The following is a 21,603-nucleotide window of genomic DNA, read 5'->3' as shown; positions in this document are numbered from 1 at the left end:
GTTAAACGAAATGAAAAAAGAATTTTCGCGAGTACTTCTTAAAAATCAATCAGATGAAATTCTTATTTTAAAAGATCGGCCAGACACTTGGAATTTCCCTGGCGGAAAACAAGAACTTGGTGAATCAGCGCTGGAATGTGCGATTCGTGAAATGAAAGAAGAATTAGCAGTGGAAATTACTGAACTTGAAGAAATTTTTACTGGACCACTTGTTTTTGATTCAATCGTTTGGCAAGGACATTTTTATTTTGCCAAACAAGCCCAAGGAAAAGTTACCCTGAACGAACCAAATAAAATTAAAGGCGTACAATTTATTAAGGGGTTTGAGGAAGTAAATTTTTCACCAGGATTAGCTCCGCTATTTGATTATTTAGCGCATAGTGATTATTTAAAGTTAAATAAAACTAACTGGAAATAGAAAGAATAGGAGTGTTTTTTGCTAGGGCTTTGTCAGAAAATTTGAAGAAGACATAGTTATTTGTTTTATCTTTTTACAAATAAAATTTTTCAGATATATTAGCATCAGAAAGTACAGAATCTAAAAAAGTTGCCATTGTTCCATAAACGTTGGAATGATGGCAACTTTTTATTAATAATTTGTTTGAATTAAGTAGTGGTGGTTAACCATTTAGAGTAGTAACTGGCAATTTCTTCTAATTGAGCATTTGTGGGAAATAAAGAGCAACAGATGATGTTTCGTTCTACCACATCTGGAATTGGAATATTCGTTAATAGTAAATCATAGGACGCTACAACTTCTTTTAAATCAACAGAAGAATCTAAAGTGAATAAGTTGTCAATTGCTAAGATATCCCTAAAACGCTCAGTAAAAAATTTTTTCATAAATAAATTATGTTCAATATCTGTAAAAAAATAGATACCCGTTTTCATTTTCGGAGGCAGTTTATTTAAAGAGGCTTGTAATTCATCCCAACGAATAATTAAGTGATAGATAAATTCATAAAATCTATCAATAGATTTATCATTAAGTATTTTTTTTAGAAAAGGAACACATTTGTCGTAAAAATAAGGATAATGATGAGTTAAATTTTCTAAGAAAAATTTATATTTTGGGAAAAGAATAAAAGCCTCTCCATAATCGGAAACAGAAAGATTATACAAATAAAGAACTATTGCATGGTAATTAGGATTACTGATTGCTAATGCTGTGGCTAGATAATCCAGTAGTTGCTCGATCTGTCTCTTTCTTGTAAGTACTTGTTGATTTTCTTTAGATAAGAAAACTAACTCTTTATAAGATTTCAGATAATGACCATTAAAGAAAATAGATTCTAAGCTATGAAAGAAAGAGGTATCCGTTTTGATAGAAAAGTAGCGGTCGAATAAATGAGAGTAATCAGCAAGATTGGAATAAAGTTGTCTATTTTCAGAAAAGAATGCTAAACTACCTACTTGTTTAAATCTAAGCACGATTGAATAGACATAAAAACTAAATTTATCGATATCAATGTTTCCAGCAAATTTGAGAATAGGTAAAGACTCCTCAAATAGTTGATTAAAAAAAATATTCTGTTCTTTTGAAAGAAGTTGAGTAGATGTCACATAGGATTCTTTCAAGAATGCTATAAAAAAATTTATTATTTTCGTTTCATCGCCACTGAAAGTAAGTGGTGACGTTTGAATTTTAAAGCTAAACTTTTCTAAAAGTATCTGATTGATACGAGTAATCATTCGCTTAACTGTTGAATTGCTGACGTATAGTGCTTCTGCTAACGCCTCAGTCGAAGGATAGGTGTTGAAAATTAGTTGCTGTAGGAGCCTAAATTCAGGGGCTACTTGTAGAAAACAACTATATACATATTCTATGTTTGTATTGTTTGGAAAATGTAAAAAATATTCTAGGTTTGCAGTTTTAATAATTTCACAGGGAGAAATAATGCTGTTCAAATCAGCTAAATCATTAAGCAAGGTTGTATGATTATATTGGAAGTGCTCTTGGATGGTTGTTAATTTTTGATAAGGATTGTCGTACAAAAAATCAATTACTGTTAATTTTCTTTGGAAAGAATCAGATAATAAAGCTCTCATAAATATTATCCTCCATGTTTTCCGCTCAAAATTTATAATTTTTCTTCTATTTTTTGAGCCAAAATTTTTATGCGAATAGAATATACTGTATAAAGTAAAACTATTTGTGGAAAAGATAGTAATTTAATTAAAAAATTTTTTTATATGAATTGGAGTTTTAAGATGAGTAAAAATTTTATTACATATGAAAAATTTGAACAATTTTTAGAAAAACAGGATAAAAATGTTTATGATATTTTAAAATTCATTGCGAGCAGTGAAAAAGTATCGCTTACATATGAAGAATTATATGAAATAACAAATTTATCGGTTCAGACACTGTATGAGTTACTTCGTAAATTTATAGAAATACTTCCAGTGATAGATAAGAATCAATCCTTAAGTGTTCACATAGAAAGTTATAATTGTTATTCATTTCATAAAAAGCCAAGTTTTACTTTGGATTATTATTTTGCCGTTTTTCTCAGAAGAAGTCAATATTATCGTATCCTTATAGATTTATTGTATGGGAAGCAACGGACGATTGAACAGTACACTGAAAAATTATTTATTAGTGAGTCTTCAGTCAAGCGAACGATGAAGCAGTTAAGAGAAATTTTGGATGGATTTTATCTGAAAATCATTAAAAAAAATAAAAAGTATCTCTTAGTAGGCGATGAAGAAAAGATTCGCTATTTTTATTTCATTTTATTTAAAATTAGTAGCAATGCACCGGATGATCTATATTCTGAAGAATCAATAAAACGAATACAAACAGATTTTCAAAAAATCTATCCTAATATTACCCAGAATACGTTAGAAAACTTTTTATATTTTTTACATGTTACTAAAATCCGAATGGCGCATGACTTTCGTTTGCAAGCAAAAGAAAATCACTTTGAAGTAATTAATCGATTATTTACGCTGAAAGATTTTGAAACCCAGTTAGGGAAATATATTTTTTTTAATGATGCGATGAATAATCAAGTTGAATTAGAATGTTTATACTTTTTTATCAGTACTGATGAGTTATTAACAATTGAAACAATTTTAAGTGTTTCCGCTTATCTTTCTCCAGCTATCTTATCGGAAGAAGCTTTTTTGATTGGGAATACAATTCTTTATCAGCTTTCTCAATATTTTGACATAAAGTTTAGTCCAGAAGAATATTTCTATCTCGGTGCAAATTTTTATTTAAAAATAAAAAAGAGTGAAATTTTTTATTACTATCACTTTGAAAAAAAGTATTTAGATAAACCTATTGAGAAATACATCAATAAGTTATTTTCCGATTTTTCAAAATACTTTGAACGAAATACTGGAGAAAAGCTGCCTTTACCAGTTGACTATCTTCAATTAATTCTCTTAGAAATACTTTTAGAAAAAGATAAAAAAATTAGCGTGTTAGTTTACAGTGCGCTTGGAGATAGGGACAAAGTTCGGATTGAGAAGAAACTACAAAAGTTTATTACAATTCCTATACGTTTTGTTAATCGTTTAGAAGAAAACCCACAATTGATTATCTCTAATCGTTATCTGAAAAGTAATCAGAAGATTCCGATTTTTTATATTAGAAATTACTTTATGAACACTGAATTAAACAATATCTCAAAGTTTGTAGAAGAATTGTATTTTTTAGAGAAAGGATATAACCAATGAAAGTGAATATAATTTGTATCGGTAATAATTTGAATAGTATTTATAAAGATGAAATAGAAGAATATTTTGCGGAAAGTAACCATTATTCAGAGAAGGAATTAAAAAATATCAAGCCAAATAAAGAGGAGATTTATCTTATCTATCACTCGAATGAAGTAGAGAATGATTTGAAATATGAAGTGATTATAGCATTGTGTAAGAATTTTAAAGTACCTATCTTTGTTTTGTCGGATTGTCTGTCCTGTTCCGAGCAAATCATCTATTTGAATTTAGGGGTCATGGGTTTTCTGACAACAAAATTTACACCAGCAAATATCAAAACAATTTTAGCGAATAATTATTCTTTTTTCCAAGAATTGAATCAACAAACTGAGGCGATAGAGGCTCCCTTAAATTTTCAAATAAATTCACAAGAAAGAAGTCTGCGCATAGGTGATTCAAAACAAGTTCAATTAACAAGGTTAGAATTTAAATTTTTTAATTCTTTGTATCATAAAAAAGGCCATGTTGTGAATTATGAAGAAATCGCAAAAAATATATGGGAAAAAGAAACGTTTGAGAAAAAAGATACAGTTCGTTTGTCAATTATTGCTAAGCACGTCAGAGAAAAACTACGAGAAATTGCTGGGAATTCAGACTATATTTATACGGTGCGCTCGATTGGTTATAAGTTTAAAGAAAGCTGTTAAGGAGGAGTTCTTATGGTAAAAAAAATTAGTTTATTCATGATGATTTTTATGGCAATTGCTGGTTATGGTCTTTCGGTCTGTGCTGAAGAAGATCAAGCAATTCCATATAGTGCCACAGCAATCATTCCTGAGAACCAACTAAATAAAAATGTCAGTTATTTTGATTTACTTGTTTCAAAAGGAGAAAAACAAATAGTAACTATTCAAATAAACAACAGTAGCAACAAAAAAATAAAAATAAAAATCACACCCAATACAGCTAAAACAACTAGGAATGGAACGATTGACTATTCTGGTATGGATTTAAAGAATACGGATAATCTAAAGTATCAGTTTGATAAACTCGTATCAAAAGAGCAAGTGGTCTCGATTGAACCTCATACAAAGAAAAACGTTGATTTTGTATTATCTATACCAAGGGAGGAGTTTCCAGGGATTATTTTAGGTGGATTTTATATTCGAGAAGAAAAAGATGAACAACAGGTAGAGTCTTTAAATAAGACTGTTCAAATTACTAACGAGTTTTCTATGGTTATTGGATGTCAATTAAGAATGAATGAGGAAAAAGTGCCCAAAGATTTTCAATTAAACAAAGTTAAACTGGGTACGTATGGTGGCTATTTTTCAATTATTTCTTCTATTTCTAATGTTTCTCCGTCGTTAGTTTCATTCTATTCTGTTGAAAAAACGATTCAAGATATGAATAGAAAAGAAATAGCAAAGTTTAAAAAAGAAGGGATTTCCATCGCACCTAATAGTATTTATGAAGCGCCAGACAAAATTGAGGAAAACAAGCTTAAACCAGGTAAATATAAGATGCTACTGACGATAGAATCGAGAGATAAAAAAAACAAATGGCGTTTATCTGAGGATTTTGAAATTACATCTAAAGAGAAAAAAGGTGTCCAAAATGAAGCAATACCGAGTACCAAAATCAGTAATCGAAAAATTATTTATTTAGTCACCTGTATCTGGTTTGGGCTAGTTATTTTATTACTTATGATATTACTTTTAAGAAAGAGAAGAAATAGGGATAGATAAGAACGAGTTGTTCTTATTTATATATATATTATTTAGGAGGAAGAAAGATGAAGAAAACGATTTTATTTTCAATGTTAGTGGGATCAACATTATTTTTAGGTAAGGAGGCTTTGGCAGTTACACCTGCAATTTCAGAAGGAACTGCGACATTACAAGCACTTACGGAAGAGGAGGCTGGCCCAGTTACGCCGCAAATTACAGATCCAGAAAACCCCAACGGAACGGGTCAAACTGGCCTTCTAACATTGGACGCTGTTCCTAGTTTTGATTTTAAGGGGGAAGGATTATCCGGTCAATTTATGGACACATTAACACCAACCCAAATTGAAAATGGGTATGAAAAAAATGCTCAAATTACAGATCGAAGAGGAACTGGAGCAGGTTGGAATTTAAGTTTAAATATCTCAAGCTTTAAAAGCGCGGATGTCGCACTCAAGGGAGTTAATATCACAATTCCCGTTAGTCTTGAAGCGGGAACAGATAATACCTCTGCAGCCCCGTCAATTGTTAAATCAATTTCTGGTATCGTAGATCCGGTTTCAGGATTTGATGCGGGAACGGTTGTGTCAGCCAATGTCGGTGAAGGATACGGGACTTGGATTTCTAAATTTTCTGGTGCATCTTTGAATATTGCAGACGGGAATTCAGCTGGTAGTTACAAAAGCACTTTTACTTGGACAATCGCGCAAGTTCCAATTGGTGAATAGCAAACAGACGCATCCAACTTACTATAGTAGATTTACTTGGACGTTGTCACTCATTCCACAATAGGAAAGTGAAGAAACCATTAGGAGGGATTATTAATTGAAGTGTAATTTAATAAAAGGATTTAGTTTGTTGTGTTTACTCGCTTATTTTTTAATATTTTCAAGTAGTGTTCAAGCAGATGAGACAATACCAAACAGAGTCTCACTAGATGGAATTTTTACAACAAACTTGGGAGTATCTAATAATTCCTCCGAAGTGGTTGATGATGTCGGCGTTATTACGAATGGTCTGCCAAATCAAGTAGGAGCACTCTGGAGTACAGAATATAATTTATTGGATTTTAAAAAAGATTTTAATATGGTTGCTTATGTTAAACAGACTGGGGTTGCTGGTGCTGCCGGTGATGGTATGGTTTTTCTTTTACAAGGGGCCACGCCAGAATTAAAATGGTTTACCTATTCGGGGGCTTCAATGGGAGCGCTTGGGGAAAATAAGTATAAAGGCACCTTAGGTATTCCTAATTCTATTGGGATAGAGTTTGATTTATATGGCAATCGAAGTTCACAGGACGGTTTTTTTGATAATGGTATTTCTGGCGTATATAAAAATAGTCATATTGCAGTCATTTATCCAGGAATGGAAGCAGGTTATCAAGATAATTATGTGCTTTTAGGCACGTCAACAAGATATGTAAAGCATGATAATTTGATTACAGATGTTGACTTAGCTAACGGAAATTGGAATAGGTTAGATTTACATTGGCAAACAAACGAGTCGGATTTTACGAAGGGCGTTTTGGCGTATCAAATTAATGGAGGTACGCCAATCATCATAAACTCTGAAATATTGAACGCGCAAGTTTTTTTAAATGGCAGTGTATCAACGGCTTATTGGGGATTTACTGGATCAACAGGACCTACATATAAAGCTGTTCAAAATGTTGTTTTTCAAAGAGTACCAGGTTTGGTGGACGCAAAAGTAAAGATGAACGTAGTAAACAAAGACGGTCAAGAATTTCCAAACGGTGCAGTGCTAGAAGGCAATACAACCTATACAGTAAATGTTACAGCAGACTGGTTGGACGGCAAGCAGAACTGGCAAAATATTTTACTAGAAACAACTTTACCTGAAGGAATAGAAGTAGTTCCTGATACGACGACCATTGATGGAAATAACATATCAGATACTTTAATTTGGTCAGCGAATACGTTAAAGACGAGCGACAATCAAATTCCGCCATTAGGTAATAAACAAGAGAACACACAAACTTCTTCTACCATAAGTTTTAAAGTGAAAACTAAAAATGATAATTTTACCAATCAGAATATTACAAATCGTTTTTCTGGAAGAAATGCGATTTATAATTTAGAACCTTATACGTTTACTATCAAGCCTGTAACGCTAAGTGCTACAATTACATCACCTAAAGATCAAGCGGTTATTGTAGATAATAATTTAACTGAATTATCGATTGAAACCAGTTGGATAGCGAAAGGTACCGCTTCTATTACGCAAGCGATTGGTTATGCGCAAGGCGGAGAACTTCAGCTTGTTACATTAAACCAAGAAACGATCACGAATGAAGAAGGTAATTTTTCTTATGATATGATCGAAGCATTCAAAAAATTGTCATATGGTGAATTTTCGGTTGAGTATTTATTGAAAAATGAAAATAATTTATCCACTTCTTCTAAAATCACATTGTTTAAACAGAATGCTCCATCAGTTTCGTTAAAAGAAACTGAGCAAAGTAATACTTTTTACAAGGGCAGTCCAATAAAAATACCTGTTTTAGTAGAAGATAAAGATAGTTCTTACTTAGATATTATAATGGAGGTAGAAGGGCAAAGTGAACCATATCGACAAACAATTGAACATATTCCTGGTGAGACACAAGAAGTAGAATTGAACTATGATACCTCACTTTTAACACCAGGAATCTATACGTTGAAGATATATTGCATGGATTCAGAAAAAAACAAATCTGAAATTCTCTCTTTAGATGATATATATCTAGAAGGATTTTTAGCATTTGAAAAAGTGCCACAAGCATTTAGTAGCGATGCATTGAAAATTGGTGGAAATCCTGAAAAAGTTACTAATATAGGGGAAATAGCGATAACTGATAGTCGTGTAAAACGTGACAATTGGCTATTGGAAGCCCATTTAGTAGATTCAAATTTCGTCAATACAGCAAGCGGAACGTCAAAAGCGTTAACTGCATCTAATAATTTTTTCTATTATCAGTTAGATGGACAAATTACATCCATTAGTACGGAACCAGTGACTATTTTACGGAGTAATCCTACTGATACAGCAACTAGAATCACAGTCAATCAAGAACAAGCGAATGGTTTTTATTTTAACCCCAATAATGCAATGGGAATCGGAACGTATCAAGGGAAAATTCAGTGGAATCTAATCTCAGCCCCAACATAAGTTGAAAATAAGTAATTTTTCTTGTTTAGAAAGTCCAAGGAAAAGTCGTGGGCATTGTTTATTCCTAGTAAATATGTTATAGTAATTAAGTAATCAATTTTGATAAGTAATTTGAGTTATATATTTAAAAACTATACTTCTCCTTTTGCCACTCAACATTTTTTGCAATAACTTGCATATTTTTATGCACTAGGAGGAAATATATATGAACAACGGTACAGTAAAATGGTTTAACGCAGACAAAGGTTTTGGATTTATTACAGGTGAAGATGGCAATGATGTATTTGCACATTTTTCAGCTATTCAATCAGATGGATTTAAAACTTTAGACGAAGGCCAAGCAGTAACTTTTGATACTGAAGAAGGTCCACGCGGCTTACAAGCAACGAACATCGTAAAAGCTTAATAATGAATGAAAACGGACCACGTGTTGGTCCGTTTTTTTGATAGCTGTTGTCTGATCTCGCCATCAATTACATAGCAAAACAAAGCAGATGCCATTTAAAGGAGGAGAATCTGAAGATGACCTTAACTGAGCTGTTACTTGTAAGTGGATTATTTTGGCTAGTAATCGTAATCGGCGTGATTGCGGGTAGCATATTTCTAATTAAGTATTTTAGAGGTCGAAGCTGAACGGTTCTGTTCCCGCCAATTATCAGGTTTTAAGCCTGGGACAAAAATCCAAAGTGATTTTTGCCCCAGGTTCTTTATTTAATTAGGGTATCAAGTTTTAGGTAAAATAATTAACAAATTAAAAGCAATTTACTATATAATCAGAAAGGGATCTTTAAGAGAGAAGCAGGTGTTTGCTGGTCGTAATACTTTGTTTAGCAGATAGAAAAAGGAAACGTTATGCGTTACAATAGGAACGGAGGAATTTTAACCTTATTGGATTTGTAGCTGAAGCAGAACAAATGTTGTCGCGTTAAGTGCGATTGAGCTTGCCACAAGCAACATTTAAAAAAACTACGGATAGAAAAATCATTCCTAAACAAAAAAAAACACTCTTTAGATGAATAAAGAGTGTCCAGAAACGTTGATAAATCAACATATTTAAATAACGCGCCCTGAGGGAATCGAACCCCCGTCTCAAGAACCGGAATCTTACGTGATATCCACTACACTAAGGGCGCGGCACGAATACTAGTTTAGCTGATATTGACAAAAATTACAAGAGGGAGGACGAAAATAATGAAATTTGAGCAACGAATGTCCCAACAACAAAAACAAGTCCAGAAGTTGGCCATGACTCAACAGCTTCAACAATCTATTCAAATTTTACAATTTAATACGGAAGAACTCGCTGCCTTTGTTGAAGCGAAAGCACTAGAGAATCCATTAATTGATTTACAAGTAGACACGCAGTACACCACAGATTTTCCGATAACTAGTCGTTCTTACACCAACCAAGACGAAGAAAATAATTATATGAATCAAATTCCAGACTATCATTTATCATTATTTGAGTCTTTAATTGATCAAATTCATTTGAATTACCGCGATACATACTTGCGAACATTGGTTTTGTTTTTAGTAGAATATATAGACGTGAATGGTTATTTAACGATTTCGTTAGAAGAAGCGGCAGAGAAAACCGAAGCAAGCGCCATTCAAATGCTAGATGCATTAACTTTGTTACAACAGCTAGATCCAGCAGGTGTGGGGGCACGCAATTTACAAGAATGTTTGATGCTACAAACAGAACGAGACGATACCGCGCCTAATTTAGCGTATATTTTATTGGAGGAAGAGTTTGATGCCTTAGTGAGTCGTAAATGGGGCCCGTTAGCTAAAAAATTCGGGATTGAATTAGCAGAAATTCAATTGATCTTTGATTATATACAAACGTTATCGCCAGCGCCAGGGAATATTTTTGATGCGACCGAGGAATTGTATATTCGACCAGATTTAACTGTCCGAATCAAGGAAGATCGAATAGTGGTGATTTCCAACAAAGCTGGTCGACCGACATTAAATTTTCAAGAAAATTATTTCAAACGAATGCAAGAGACTGACGACAAAGAAGTCCAAGAATATATTAAGGATAAGAAAAACGAATTTGAATGGTTAGAGCGCGCAGTGAATCAGCGGGGGGATACAATTTTACGTGTAGGGCAAGAAATTGTGCGTCGTCAAGAAGCCTTCTTTTTAGAAGCAGATCGGCCATTAAAACCAATGACTTTAAAAGAAATTGCGGATGCTTTGTCTATTCATGAATCGACAGTTAGTCGTGCGGTTAATGGAAAATATCTAGAAACCACGTTTGGCGTCTTTGAATTGCGCTCATTCTTCTCAACAAGTATTCTTTCATCAGAAGAAGATGGCGAGGATGTCTCAACAACGATGGTTAAAAAGCAACTACAAAAATTAATTGATCAAGAAGTAAAAAGTAAACCGTTATCTGATCAAAAATTAGTCGAGCGATTAAAAGATTCAGGCATGGAAATATCCCGGCGAACGGTGGCAAAATATCGTGAAGCCCTAGGGATTCCATCTTCATCTAAACGAAAACGATATGAGTAAACAACCAAAGCTTATGAGTGATTTTCATAAGCTTTGGTTGTTTTTTTACAATTTAAAAAATGTTGGTTTTTTGAATTGTAAAAAAAGCCTAAAGGAGACAAAGTTTGCTTGCCATTTCCTAGGAAAAAACGTATATTAAAGTTACTTGCTTCTTTAAATAAAGGAAAAGAATAATTTTATAGAAAAGTTGGAAAGCACAAATGAATCAGACAGCAAATAGCAAGAAAAAACGCTATATTACAGGTTTTGATGGCATTCGGACGATCGCTGTAATTGGCGTGATTTTGTATCACCTTTTTCCCCAAGTCATGCGAGGTGGCTACTTAGGTGTTCCGGTTTTCTTTGTTGTTTCAGGTTATCTTATTAACGACTTGTTGCGGCAAGAATGGGCAGAAAATCAGACCATTGATTTAAAAGGATTTTATGTGCGAAGGATGAAACGGCTGTATCCAGCATTAATTGTGATGCTTTTAAGTGCAGTTAGTTATATTACACTCTTTCAGCAGGATTTATTAAACAATATTCGCAGCGTTGTCGCTAGTAGTGTTTTTTATTACAACAACTGGTGGCAAATTTTTAAAGGGTTTTCTTATTTTGATGGATTTGCGACACAATCGCCATTTGTACATATTTGGTCATTGGCAGTTGAAGCGCAAAATTATTTAATTTGGCCATTACTTTTTATTCTTCTGGAACGCTTTGTTCGTAAGCGCGGTCGAATTTTCAGTTTAGTTTTAATCGGCGCCTTAATTTCGGTGACGCTGATGGCCGTTTTATATGTTCCTGGCGCAGATCCTACACGTGTCTATTATGGAACAGACACACGTGTTTTTTCTATTTTACTAGGTAGTGCATTGGCGTATGTTTGGCCAAGCACACGTTTGAAAGAAGAAATTCCAGAAGCCTCTAAAAAAATCTTAAATGGCGCTGGTTTATGTGCCTTAATTCTTTTAGTATTAGCCTTTTTAACATTATCAGATCATACAAATTTTGTTTATTATGGCGGTATGTTTTTAATTAGTTTGGCAGCCACTGTCTTAGTGGCCGTCACTGCACATCCAGGGGCAGATATGAATCGTTGGTTGACGAATCCAGTCTTTACGTGGATAGGTAAACGGAGTTATGGCATTTACTTGTATCAATTCCCAATCATGATTTTTTATGAGGCCAAAATTAAGACCTTATCGGACCATGTTTTTCTACATTCATTGGTTGAAATAGCATTAATTTTAGTAGTGAGCGAATTGTCTTATCGTTTTATCGAACATCCACTGACACGATTGTCTTATAAGGATGTCTGGACTCAATTCACTGAGTTCTTACGGAAACCGTGGGACCTTCGTGAAAAAGGGACAATGGCCTTTATGACAGTGATTAGCGTGATTGCAGTATTCGGCTTAATTGTGGCCCCAGCAAACGCTAAAAGTGCGCAACAAGAGCAACTAGAAAAAAATATTGCGAAAAATCAGCAAAAAATTGAAGAACGTAAAAAAGAAGTTCAAGAAAGTGGCACGAAAAATAGTAGCACGTCCACAGAAAGTAGTACAAAACCGAGTGAAAGCCAAGACGTTCTACCCACACAACTCACACCAGAGCAAGTAAAAAAAGCGCAGAATTTAGAAATCACAACTATTGGTGATTCTGTTATTCTAGATGGTGCTAGCGGGTTACAAGATATTTTTCCTAAAATGATTATCGATGGGGAAGTGGGCCGTCAATTGTATAGTAGCATTTCACTAATTGGTGAACTAGACAAAAAGAAAATGCTCAAAGATACTGTTTTAGTGAGTTTAGGTACGAATGGTCCTTTTACAGAGGCACAATTTGATGAATTTATGAAAGCGTTAGGTAATCGAAAAGTTTATTGGATTAATGTTCGCGTCCCAACTAGAAGATGGCAAAATCAAGTGAATAGTTTACTTAGTCAAATGGACAAAAAATACGATAACTTAACGGTCATTGACTGGTTTAATTATAGTAACGCCCATGATGATTGGTTTTATGATGACCGAGTTCATCCAAATGTGGCAGGTGGCGAGCAATATACACACTTTATCGCGGAGAAAATTTTACAGTAGCAAGAAACTTCCAGCTCAGATGAAAGGGGCTGGAAGTTTTTTGTTATAGGAAAAGCAAATATAGGTAATTTAATGATTTTCTTGAAAACCTAAGCTTTTTTTTTAGATATCTGGTATACTGTTTTTGTTACAAGTTCCCGAAAGGATTTAGCAAGTAATTGTCGTTACTTACTAAAGATGCCTTGTAACCGAAACTATTTAGGGGGAATAACATTATGACAGAAAGACATTTATTTACATCAGAATCCGTTTCAGAAGGACATCCAGATAAGGTAGCTGACCAAGTCAGTGATGCAATTTTAGATGCGATTTTGGAGAAAGATCCGATGGCCCGCGTGGCATGTGAAACATCCGTAACAACTGGTTTAGTCCTAGTATTTGGAGAAATTTCTACAACAGCTTATGTAGATATCCAAAAAATTGTTCGTCAAACTGTGAAAGATATTGGTTATACACGAGCAAAATATGGATTTGATGGAGAGACTGTCGCAGTTCTTGTAGCAATCGATGAGCAATCACCTGATATCGCTCAAGGGGTTGACGCAGCCTTAGAAGTGCGTGATCAAGATGAAAAAGACGATATTGGCGCTGGTGACCAAGGCTTAATGTTTGGTTTTGCCGTTGACGAAACACCAGAATTAATGCCATTACCGATCGCGTTAAGTCATCGTTTGGTTCGCCGTTTAGCAGAATTGCGGAAGGAAAAAGTCTTACCTTACTTACGTCCTGATGCAAAATCTCAAGTAACAGTGGAATATGATGATCAAGGTCAACCACAACGTGTGGATACGATTGTCATCAGTACACAACATGATGATGAAACAACCTTAGAACAAATCGAAAAAGACATTAAAGAACAAGTAATCAATGAGGTGATTCCTCATGAACTTTTAGATGATGAAACAAAATACTTTATCAACCCAACTGGTCGCTTTGTAATCGGTGGCCCTCAAGGAGATGCCGGCTTAACTGGTCGTAAAATTATCGTTGATACTTATGGCGGTTATGCTCGTCATGGCGGCGGTGCTTTTTCTGGAAAAGATGCAACCAAAGTTGACCGCTCTGCTAGTTATGCTGCGCGTTATATCGCGAAAAACATTGTTGCTGCTGGTTTGGCGAAAAAAGTAGAAGTCCAATTAGCTTATGCAATTGGTGTGGCGCAACCAGTGTCTATTTCTATTAATACGTTTGGTACGAGTGATCTTCCAGAAAGTAAATTAATCGAAGCAGTTCGTAAAAACTTTGATTTACGTCCAGCAGGTATTATTGAAATGCTAGATTTACGTCGCCCAATTTATAAACAAACTGCGGCTTATGGTCATTTTGGTCGAACAGATATTGATTTACCTTGGGAACAAACAGATAAAGTTGAAGCGTTAAAAGCTAGTTTAGCTGAATAATTAAATAAAAAAAACAAGAAGTCAGCCAATACTTGGCTGACTTCTTGTTTTTTTTGCAATAATTTTTTTATGAAAAAGCATTTTTTTAAGACATTTTGTTCTTTTTTGTATAGAATAGCTATGGAGCAATTTAGAAAATTGACAATTGAATAGAAAAGGATGTGAACAAATGGCAAAAGAAACAAATGTTAAGTTAGTCACGGTGAGTGTTTTTGTGGCAACATTTATGACAGCCATTGAAGGGACCATTGTGTCTACTGCGATGCCAACGATTGTCGGCTCGTTACATGGCATGGAAATTATGAACTGGGTATTTTCAATTTATTTATTAACGAATGCGATGTTAACACCGATTTATGGGAAACTTGCGGATAAAATTGGTCGTAAACCTGTCTTCATGATTGGCATTATCATTTTTATTTTGGGCTCCTCGTTGTGTGGTTTTGCTCAAGATATGTTGACTTTAATTATTGCCCGCGCAATTCAAGGTGTGGGGGCAGGCGCAATTTTACCAGTTGCGTTAACGATTATTGCCGATATGTATACATTGGACAAGCGAGCGAAAATTTTAGGTTTAAACAGTGCCGCCTGGGGAATTGCTAGTATTTTTGGTCCGTTAGCAGGTGGTTTTATTGTAGATACAGTCGGTTGGCATTGGATTTTCTTCATTAATGTTCCTATTGGACTTGTTTTATTGGGCTTGATTAGTATTTTCTTAGTTGAACCAAAGCGGGAACGGACCAAGATGCCAATGGATATTTTGGGCAGCGTTACTTTGATGGCAGTGTTGCTAACGTTATTGCTAGGTTTTCAAATGATTAGCGATAATGGTTTTACATTAGTAACATTTGGTTGTTTGAGTTTGAGTGTGCTCTTTTTTGTAGCGTTTGTGATGATAGAAAAACGCGCGCAAGACCCAGTGATTGATTTGCATTTATTTAATCAACCAACGTTTGTTTTAGTAAATCTTATTGCGGCGCTTATTAGCGGTTTCTTAATGGGGATTGATGTCTACATTCCGATGTGGATGCAAGGCGTCTTAGGAAAAAGTGCAGGAATTGGTGGCTTAGTTTTAGCGCCTATGTCGTTACTTTGGATGGCTGGATCATTTATAGCAAGTAGCTTTATGGAAAAATATGCTATGAAAAAAGTCTTAACGATTGGGTTATCGATTCTATTAGTCGGGGCCATCTTTTTAGTGGTAATGCCAATGGCCGTTCCGTTTTGGCTTTTCTTTGTAGTGTCTTCTGTCTTAGGAGTTGGTTTTGGGATTACTATCACAACGACTACGGTGACCGCACAAAGTACAGTGGAGCCTGAAAAAATGGGGGTTGCAACATCGTTTAATACGTTGGTGCGTACAATTGGGCAGACTGTGATGGTGTCAATTTTTGGTGTGATTTTAAATGCAGGAATGTTTGCAAAATTGGAAGCGAGCGCGTTAAACGTCGATGCAGATGTCATGAATCAATTAGTGAATCCACATACTGCAAATTTAATTCCAGCTGCATTGTTAAAACCATTACGCGGTATCCTCTATGCAGGTCTGCATAATGTTTACTTAGTCGGTGCGGGCTTAGTTGTTGTCGCTCTTTTGTTAAATATTTTCGCAAAAGCGCAACGAGTGAAGGTTTAGTGGTACACTAATAGAAAGAGTATTGGAGGGAAAAGTAGATGGCCTTTTTACAAGCAAATATTTATTCAAATTTATTGGAAATGGAAGTGAATGTGAACGTAATTTTACCACAAGAAACGGTAAAAAAAGTGGGCACAAGTACCCAAGCAGCATTGACAGATATTCCCGTGTTGTATTTATTACATGGGATGGGAGGGAATCACAGTGTCTGGGCTCGCAGAACCTCTATTGAGCGGTATGTCGCTGATTTGGGGATTGCTGTCATTATGCCGTCCACGGATTTAGCTTGGTATACGGACACGCAATACGATATGAACTATTGGACGTTTATCTCAGAAGAATTACCGAAAATTTGTCATCAACTCTTTCCGCAGTTAAGTACAAAACGAGAAAAAACCTTTGCCGCTGGTTTGTCAATGGGTGGTTATGGCGCCTTGAAATTAGGATTAGCGAAACCAGAATCTTTTGCAGCCGTTGCTTCTTTGTCTGGGGCAGTCAGTTTATCATCCACTAGTTTTGGGGAATTATTAAAAGTCCGTAAGCGAAGCTATTGGGAAGGTATTTTTGGCCCGTTAGATCAAATTGAAGGTTCCATTCACGATCCGCTGTATTTATTACAACAATTAGTAGAAAGCCAAACAGAAATGCCCCAATTTTACCTTTGTTGTGGGGAACAAGATATGTTACTTTCTGCTAATCAACAGATGGCTCAAGCGTTGGAACAGGCACAGGCAAGTTACACTTTTGAAACTGGACCAGGAGAACATGACTGGGTGTTCTGGGATGAATGGATTCAAAAAGCCTTGGCTTGGCTACCAATACCAAAATAGAGAAAGTAGTTTTCGCTATTTATTTTAAAAGTTAACCCTTGGTCCGTCAGTCGAAATGACTGACGGACCAAGGGCTTTTTTTATTTAGATGAAGATGTGTTGTCTGCTTGCAACCCATCTAAGTAGGTTTTAACGGCTTGAATAAAGGCGGATTTTTGGTGGATGGAGTGTCGAAATTGAATGCTTTCCTCCATGTACGTTAACTCATTGTCGGAGACATATTGTTTCATGTGCAGCACTTGTTCTTTTAAATAGTCATCTCCGTTCAATACTTGCGAAACGAGCTGTTTTTCCTCCGTTGCGTCCATAATCATCCCAAATAAAAGATGTTGTAAAGACGTTACTGCTAAATGAGTCATTTCTGGTGAAAAACCTGCTTCTCTTAAAATGCCCATCATTTGATTCAAATGGCGTAATCGTTGGGGATAGGCAGGGACGGTTTGGATTTCGATAGCTACGGCACAGGGAAATTGTTGATAGAGATCATAATAGTTTTCCATGAAGGCTAGTAAGTCAGAATACCATTCACCACATAATGCAGGTTCTTGAAAGTGCTCTTCAATCGCTTCAGCCATACTTTGAAGTAAGGCTTGCTTATTTTTAAAATACCAATAAATTGCGGGCGCCTGTACACCAAGCTGTTTGGCGACTTTACGCATAGAAAGTTGTTCTAAAGTGGGACTTTTTTTTAACAAAGAAAATGCGGCTGCAATAATCGTGTCTTTTGATAATTTCGGTTCCATGATTTTAGCTCCTATTAAACGTTATCTTCGTAAGTTTATCAAAAAGAAGGTACACTTTATGATAGGAAAAACTTGTGAAAAATTAACTTGTTCGCTTGTATTTTACCACTAAAAATGGTAAATTATGAATCGGCCTTATTTTACAGTGTTAAATTGGTGAAGTCAATGAGCAAATTGATTTTTTTGTAATGGGGAAGAATTCGCAGACCAACACTGAAGAAGCAGGGAACTATTTTAAGAAAGTAGGGATAAGATGGACCTTATTATTCAACACGCCAAAAAATACAAAGGCTCGGTAGTTATTGCCTTGTTGGCGGTGATCGTAATGGTTGTCTCAGCACTTTGGCAACCAAAATTGTTACAACAAGTGTTGGAAGCAATTATGAATGACGATAGCGACAAAATGAAAAACTTAGGGATTCAATTAATTGCCATTGCAGGATTAGGGCTCGTTGCAGGGGTTATTAATACAATTTTTTCTGCCAAAGTTGCCCAAGGTGTCAGTGCTGACATTCGTGAAGCAACTTTCCGCAAAATCCAAACCTTTTCATTTGGCAATATCGAAAAATTTTCAGCAGGTAACTTAGTTGTTCGTTTAACAAATGACGTTACTCAAATTCAAAATGTCATTATGATTGCGTTGCAGACACTTTTTAGAATTCCTTTTTTATTTATCGGGAGTTTTATTTTAGCGATGCTAACCTTGCCACAACTATGGTGGGTGATTGTTGCACTTGTCATCGCAGTTATTTTGATTTCTATGCTGTCCTTTTCGCAAATGGGCAAGCATTTCATGATTATTCAAAACTTGATTGATAAGATTAATGGTATCGCAAAAGAAAATTTGTTAGGCATTCGTGTCGTCAAATCATTTGTTCAAGAAAAAAATCAATTGTCACGTTTTACAAAAGTGAGTGAAGAATTAACCACCCATAACTTAATCGTAGGTAGCTTATTTGCTGTGATGATTCCAGCGTTTATGTTGGTGGCGAACTTAGCTGTTGTAGGCTCGATTTTCTTTGTGAGTAACTTAGTCAAGGATGATCCAACTTTAATCGGTGGTGTCGCTTCCTTTATGAACTATTTAATGCAAATCATGATGGCGATTATTATCGGCGGAATGATGATGATGATGACTTCTCGTGCCGCTGTTTCCATTAAGCGGATTAAAGAAGTGATGGAAACAGAACCAGATGTTACCTACAAAAAAGTCCCAGAACAAGAGTTAATTGGTAGTGTTGAGTTTGATCACGTATCTTTCCGTTATCCTGGGGATGAAGAAGATACCTTGAAAGACATCTCTTTCTCTATTCAGCCAGGTGAAATGATTGGGATTGTGGGCGCAACTGGCGCTGGTAAATCTACATTGGCACAATTAATTCCACGTTTATTTGATCCGACAGAAGGAAAGATTGAAGTTGGTGGTGTCGATTTACGAGAAGTGAACGAACACAGTTTACGAAAAACAGTTTCCTTTGTGTTGCAAAAAGCAATCCTGTTCTCTGGAACGATTGCGCAAAATCTACGCCATGGTAAACATGACGCTTCTGAAGCGGACATGGAACGGGCTTCAGGCATCGCCCAAGCCAAGGAATTTATTGAAAAATTAGCAGAAGGTTATGATGCACCCGTCGAAGAACGGAGTAATAACTTTTCTGGTGGACAAAAACAACGGTTATCAATTACAAGAGGTGTGATTGGTGAGCCTAAAATTTTGATTTTAGATGATAGCACCAGCGCGTTGGATGCTCGTTCGGAGCGGTTAGTCCGAGAAGCGTTGGATAGAGAGTTAAAAGAGACTACCACGATCGTTATTGCCCAAAAAATTTCTTCTGTTGTCCATGCAGATCGTATTTTAGTATTGGATAATGGACGTTTAGTCGGGGAAGGCACGCATGAAGAATTAGCAGCTACGAACCCCGTGTATCAAGAAATTTACGAAACTCAAAAAGGAAAGGAGGAAGCTTAATGACTGATTTAATAAAAGCTAGTAAATTTTTCTATCATTATTTAAAACGTTACAAAGTTTCTTTCCTCTTTATTTTCTTAGCAATTTTCGCAGCGACTTATTTACAAGTCAAAGCGCCGCAATTCGTTGGGGAAGCTATTCAGGAATTAGCGAAATATGCGGTTAATGTGATGCAAGGAAAAGACGATAAAAGTGCGTTCGTTTCTGTCATTTGGAAACTACTCATTTTTTATGTCTTAACTAGTGCCGCTAGTTTCATTTATAGCATTCTCTTTACACAAGTCGTGGGGAAATCGACAAACCGCATGCGGATTGGTTTGTTTAACAAACTAGAAAAATTGACGATTCGTTTCTTTGATTCTCATCAAGATGGTGAAATTTTAAGTCGTTTTACTAGTGATTTAGACAACATCCAAAACAGTTTAAACCAAGCGTTGCTACAAGTGTTAACCAATATTGCCTTATTGGTTGGTGTCTTAATCATGATGTTCCGTCAAAATGTGGAACTGGCATGGGCTACAATTGCTTCTACGCCGATTGCGATTTTAATTGCGGTCTTTGTGATTAGCAAGGCGCGCAAATATGTCGATTTACAGCAAGATGAAGTGGGTAAATTAAATGGCTATATGGATGAAAAAATTAGTGGGCAACGTGTGATTATCACTAATGGCTTACAAGAAGAAACCATTGACGGCTTTTTAGAGCAAAATGAAAAAGTTCGTGCAGCTACGTATAAAGGTCAAGTGTATTCAGGATTACTTTTCCCAATGATGCAAGGAATGTCATTAGTCAATACGGCAATTGTTATTTTCTTTGGTGGTTGGTTAGCAATCAATGGTTCTGTTGATCGTGCCGCTGCGCTAGGTTTAGTCGTTATGTTTGTCCAATATTCCCAACAATATTATCAACCATTGATGCAAATTTCTTCAGGTTATAGCATGATTCAATTAGCTGTTACAGGCGCTCGTCGTTTAAATGAGATGTTTGATGAACCAGATGAAATTCGTCCCGAAAATGGCGAAAAATTAGAAGAGATTAACAAAGCTGTGGCTTTAAATCATGTTGTTTTTGGCTATAATCCAGAAACGCCTGTGTTGAAAGATGTTTCTATTCATGTGGATAAAGGTGAAATGGTCGCTTTAGTCGGACCGACAGGCTCAGGAAAAACAACGATTATGAATTTAATGAATCGCTTTTATGATGTGAATGAAGGCGCCGTGACGTTTGATGGTGTGGACATTCGTGAAATGGATTTAGATAGCTTGCGTTCACATGTAGGCATTGTTTTGCAAGAGTCCGTTCTATTTTCAGGAACAATTCGTGAGAATATTGCTTTTGGTAAGCCAGAGGCCACGGATGAAGAAATTGTTCAAGCAGCGAAACAAGCGAATATCCATGAATTTATTGTAAATCTTGAGCAAGGCTACGATACTGAGATTACGGAAGAGAATAACCTTTTCAGTACGGGGCAAAAGCAATTAGTAAGTATTGCACGAACGATTATTACCAATCCAGAATTATTAATTTTGGATGAAGCAACAAGTAATGTTGATACAGTAACAGAAGCTAAAATCCAAAAAGCGATGGACGAAGCAATTAAAGGGCGCACCAGTTTTGTGATTGCCCATCGTTTGAAAACGATTCTAAATGCGGATCGGATTATTGTTTTACGAGACGGTGAAGTCATTGAAGAAGGCAACCACCATGAACTAGTTGAACAAGATGGATTCTATGCGGAACTTTATAAAAATCAATTTGTTTTTGAATAAGTCGAAAAAGAAGCAAAATGAGTCATTCTCATTTGCTTCTTTTTTTGCTATGCTAAATAGAAAAAGGAGAAATGTCAATGGAAAAAATGAG

At 35.5% G+C, this 21,603-nt stretch carries 16 protein-coding genes, 1 tRNA gene and 1 riboswitch; of the genes, 14 read left to right on the top strand and 3 right to left on the bottom strand.

Annotation, left to right across the window (positions count from 1 at the left end; translation table 11 throughout):
- Positions 1-10 precede the first annotated feature (10 nt).
- Positions 11-418, top strand: coding sequence for an NUDIX hydrolase (locus tag IGI97_RS11215; RefSeq protein ID WP_016632838.1), 408 nt, complete (start codon positions 11-13; stop codon positions 416-418).
- A 188-nt stretch (positions 419-606) separates the two neighbouring features.
- Here the strand turns inward: IGI97_RS11215 and IGI97_RS11210 are convergent, their stop codons facing one another.
- Positions 607-2,049, bottom strand: coding sequence for a helix-turn-helix domain-containing protein (locus IGI97_RS11210; protein ID WP_010824429.1), 1,443 nt, complete (start codon positions 2,047-2,049; stop codon positions 607-609).
- Positions 2,050-2,211: 162 nt separating this feature from the next.
- Here IGI97_RS11210 and IGI97_RS11205 point away from each other — a divergent pair, with 162 nt between their 5' ends.
- The 6 genes from IGI97_RS11205 (at position 2,212) to IGI97_RS11180 (ending at position 8,970) form a co-directional block, all read left to right on the top strand.
- On the top strand, positions 2,212-3,687 hold the full coding sequence (locus IGI97_RS11205) for a helix-turn-helix domain-containing protein (protein WP_010777428.1): 1,476 nt from the start codon (positions 2,212-2,214) through the stop codon (positions 3,685-3,687).
- On the top strand, positions 3,684-4,376 hold the full coding sequence (locus IGI97_RS11200) for a winged helix-turn-helix domain-containing protein (protein ID WP_002383033.1): 693 nt from the start codon (positions 3,684-3,686) through the stop codon (positions 4,374-4,376). The genes IGI97_RS11205 and IGI97_RS11200 overlap by 4 nt, the downstream gene beginning before the upstream one ends.
- 12 nt (positions 4,377-4,388) lie before the next feature.
- Entirely contained in the window at positions 4,389-5,417 is a 1,029-nt protein-coding gene (locus IGI97_RS11195; RefSeq protein ID WP_016632836.1) for a DUF916 domain-containing protein, read from the top strand.
- Positions 5,418-5,464: 47 nt separating this feature from the next.
- Entirely contained in the window at positions 5,465-6,124 is a 660-nt protein-coding gene (locus IGI97_RS11190) for a WxL domain-containing protein (RefSeq protein WP_010777430.1), read from the top strand.
- A 97-nt stretch (positions 6,125-6,221) separates the two neighbouring features.
- Positions 6,222-8,564: a lectin-like domain-containing protein gene (locus IGI97_RS11185; protein WP_010824431.1), complete on the top strand. Its 2,343-nt coding sequence runs from the start codon at positions 6,222-6,224 to the stop codon at positions 8,562-8,564.
- A gap of 205 nt (positions 8,565-8,769) precedes the next feature.
- Complete coding sequence (locus IGI97_RS11180) at positions 8,770-8,970, top strand: cold-shock protein (RefSeq protein ID WP_002355647.1); 201 nt, start codon at positions 8,770-8,772, stop codon at positions 8,968-8,970.
- A 655-nt stretch (positions 8,971-9,625) separates the two neighbouring features.
- Here the strand turns inward: IGI97_RS11180 and IGI97_RS11175 are convergent.
- Positions 9,626-9,697, bottom strand: a tRNA-Arg gene (locus tag IGI97_RS11175).
- A 58-nt stretch (positions 9,698-9,755) separates the two neighbouring features.
- On the opposite strand from IGI97_RS11175, the gene rpoN reads away from it, so the two are divergent.
- From rpoN to IGI97_RS11150, 5 genes are all read left to right on the top strand, one after another.
- Entirely contained in the window at positions 9,756-11,087 is a 1,332-nt protein-coding gene (gene rpoN, locus IGI97_RS11170; RefSeq protein ID WP_002361288.1) for an RNA polymerase factor sigma-54, read from the top strand.
- Between the two features lie 200 nt (positions 11,088-11,287).
- Positions 11,288-13,165, top strand: coding sequence for an acyltransferase family protein (locus IGI97_RS11165; protein ID WP_438738642.1), 1,878 nt, complete (start codon positions 11,288-11,290; stop codon positions 13,163-13,165).
- A gap of 122 nt (positions 13,166-13,287) precedes the next feature.
- Positions 13,288-13,383: riboswitch (SMK box riboswitch) on the top strand.
- Positions 13,381-14,565, top strand: coding sequence for a methionine adenosyltransferase (metK, locus tag IGI97_RS11160; protein ID WP_002355656.1), 1,185 nt, complete (start codon positions 13,381-13,383; stop codon positions 14,563-14,565). It overlaps the preceding riboswitch by 3 nt.
- A 169-nt stretch (positions 14,566-14,734) precedes the next feature.
- A complete protein-coding gene (locus IGI97_RS11155; protein WP_438738640.1) occupies positions 14,735-16,201 on the top strand; it encodes an MDR family MFS transporter in 1,467 nt (488 codons plus the stop codon).
- A 38-nt stretch (positions 16,202-16,239) separates the two neighbouring features.
- Positions 16,240-17,031, top strand: coding sequence for an alpha/beta hydrolase (locus tag IGI97_RS11150; RefSeq protein WP_002358753.1), 792 nt, complete (start codon positions 16,240-16,242; stop codon positions 17,029-17,031).
- Positions 17,032-17,111: 80 nt separating this feature from the next.
- Here the strand turns inward: IGI97_RS11150 and IGI97_RS11145 are convergent, their stop codons facing one another.
- Complete coding sequence (locus IGI97_RS11145; RefSeq protein WP_010712038.1) at positions 17,112-17,774, bottom strand: TetR/AcrR family transcriptional regulator; 663 nt, start codon at positions 17,772-17,774, stop codon at positions 17,112-17,114.
- A gap of 253 nt (positions 17,775-18,027) precedes the next feature.
- Here IGI97_RS11145 and erfC point away from each other — a divergent pair, with 253 nt between their 5' ends.
- Both erfC and erfD read left to right on the top strand, forming a co-directional pair.
- On the top strand, positions 18,028-19,743 hold the full coding sequence (gene erfC / locus IGI97_RS11140) for a multidrug ABC transporter ATP-binding protein/permease ErfC (protein WP_438738638.1): 1,716 nt from the start codon (positions 18,028-18,030) through the stop codon (positions 19,741-19,743).
- Positions 19,743-21,512 carry a multidrug ABC transporter ATP-binding protein/permease ErfD gene (gene erfD, locus IGI97_RS11135; protein ID WP_002358756.1) on the top strand — a complete coding sequence of 590 codons (1,770 nt, stop codon included), beginning with the start codon at positions 19,743-19,745 and terminating at the stop codon, positions 21,510-21,512. Before erfC ends, erfD begins: the two co-directional genes overlap by 1 nt.
- Positions 21,513-21,603 lie beyond the last annotated feature (91 nt).

It is taken from the genome of Enterococcus sp. DIV2419 (genome assembly GCF_051711865.1).
GTDB classification, from domain to species: domain Bacteria; phylum Bacillota; class Bacilli; order Lactobacillales; family Enterococcaceae; genus Enterococcus; species Enterococcus faecalis.
This window is presented reverse-complemented; position numbering and strand designations above follow the sequence as displayed.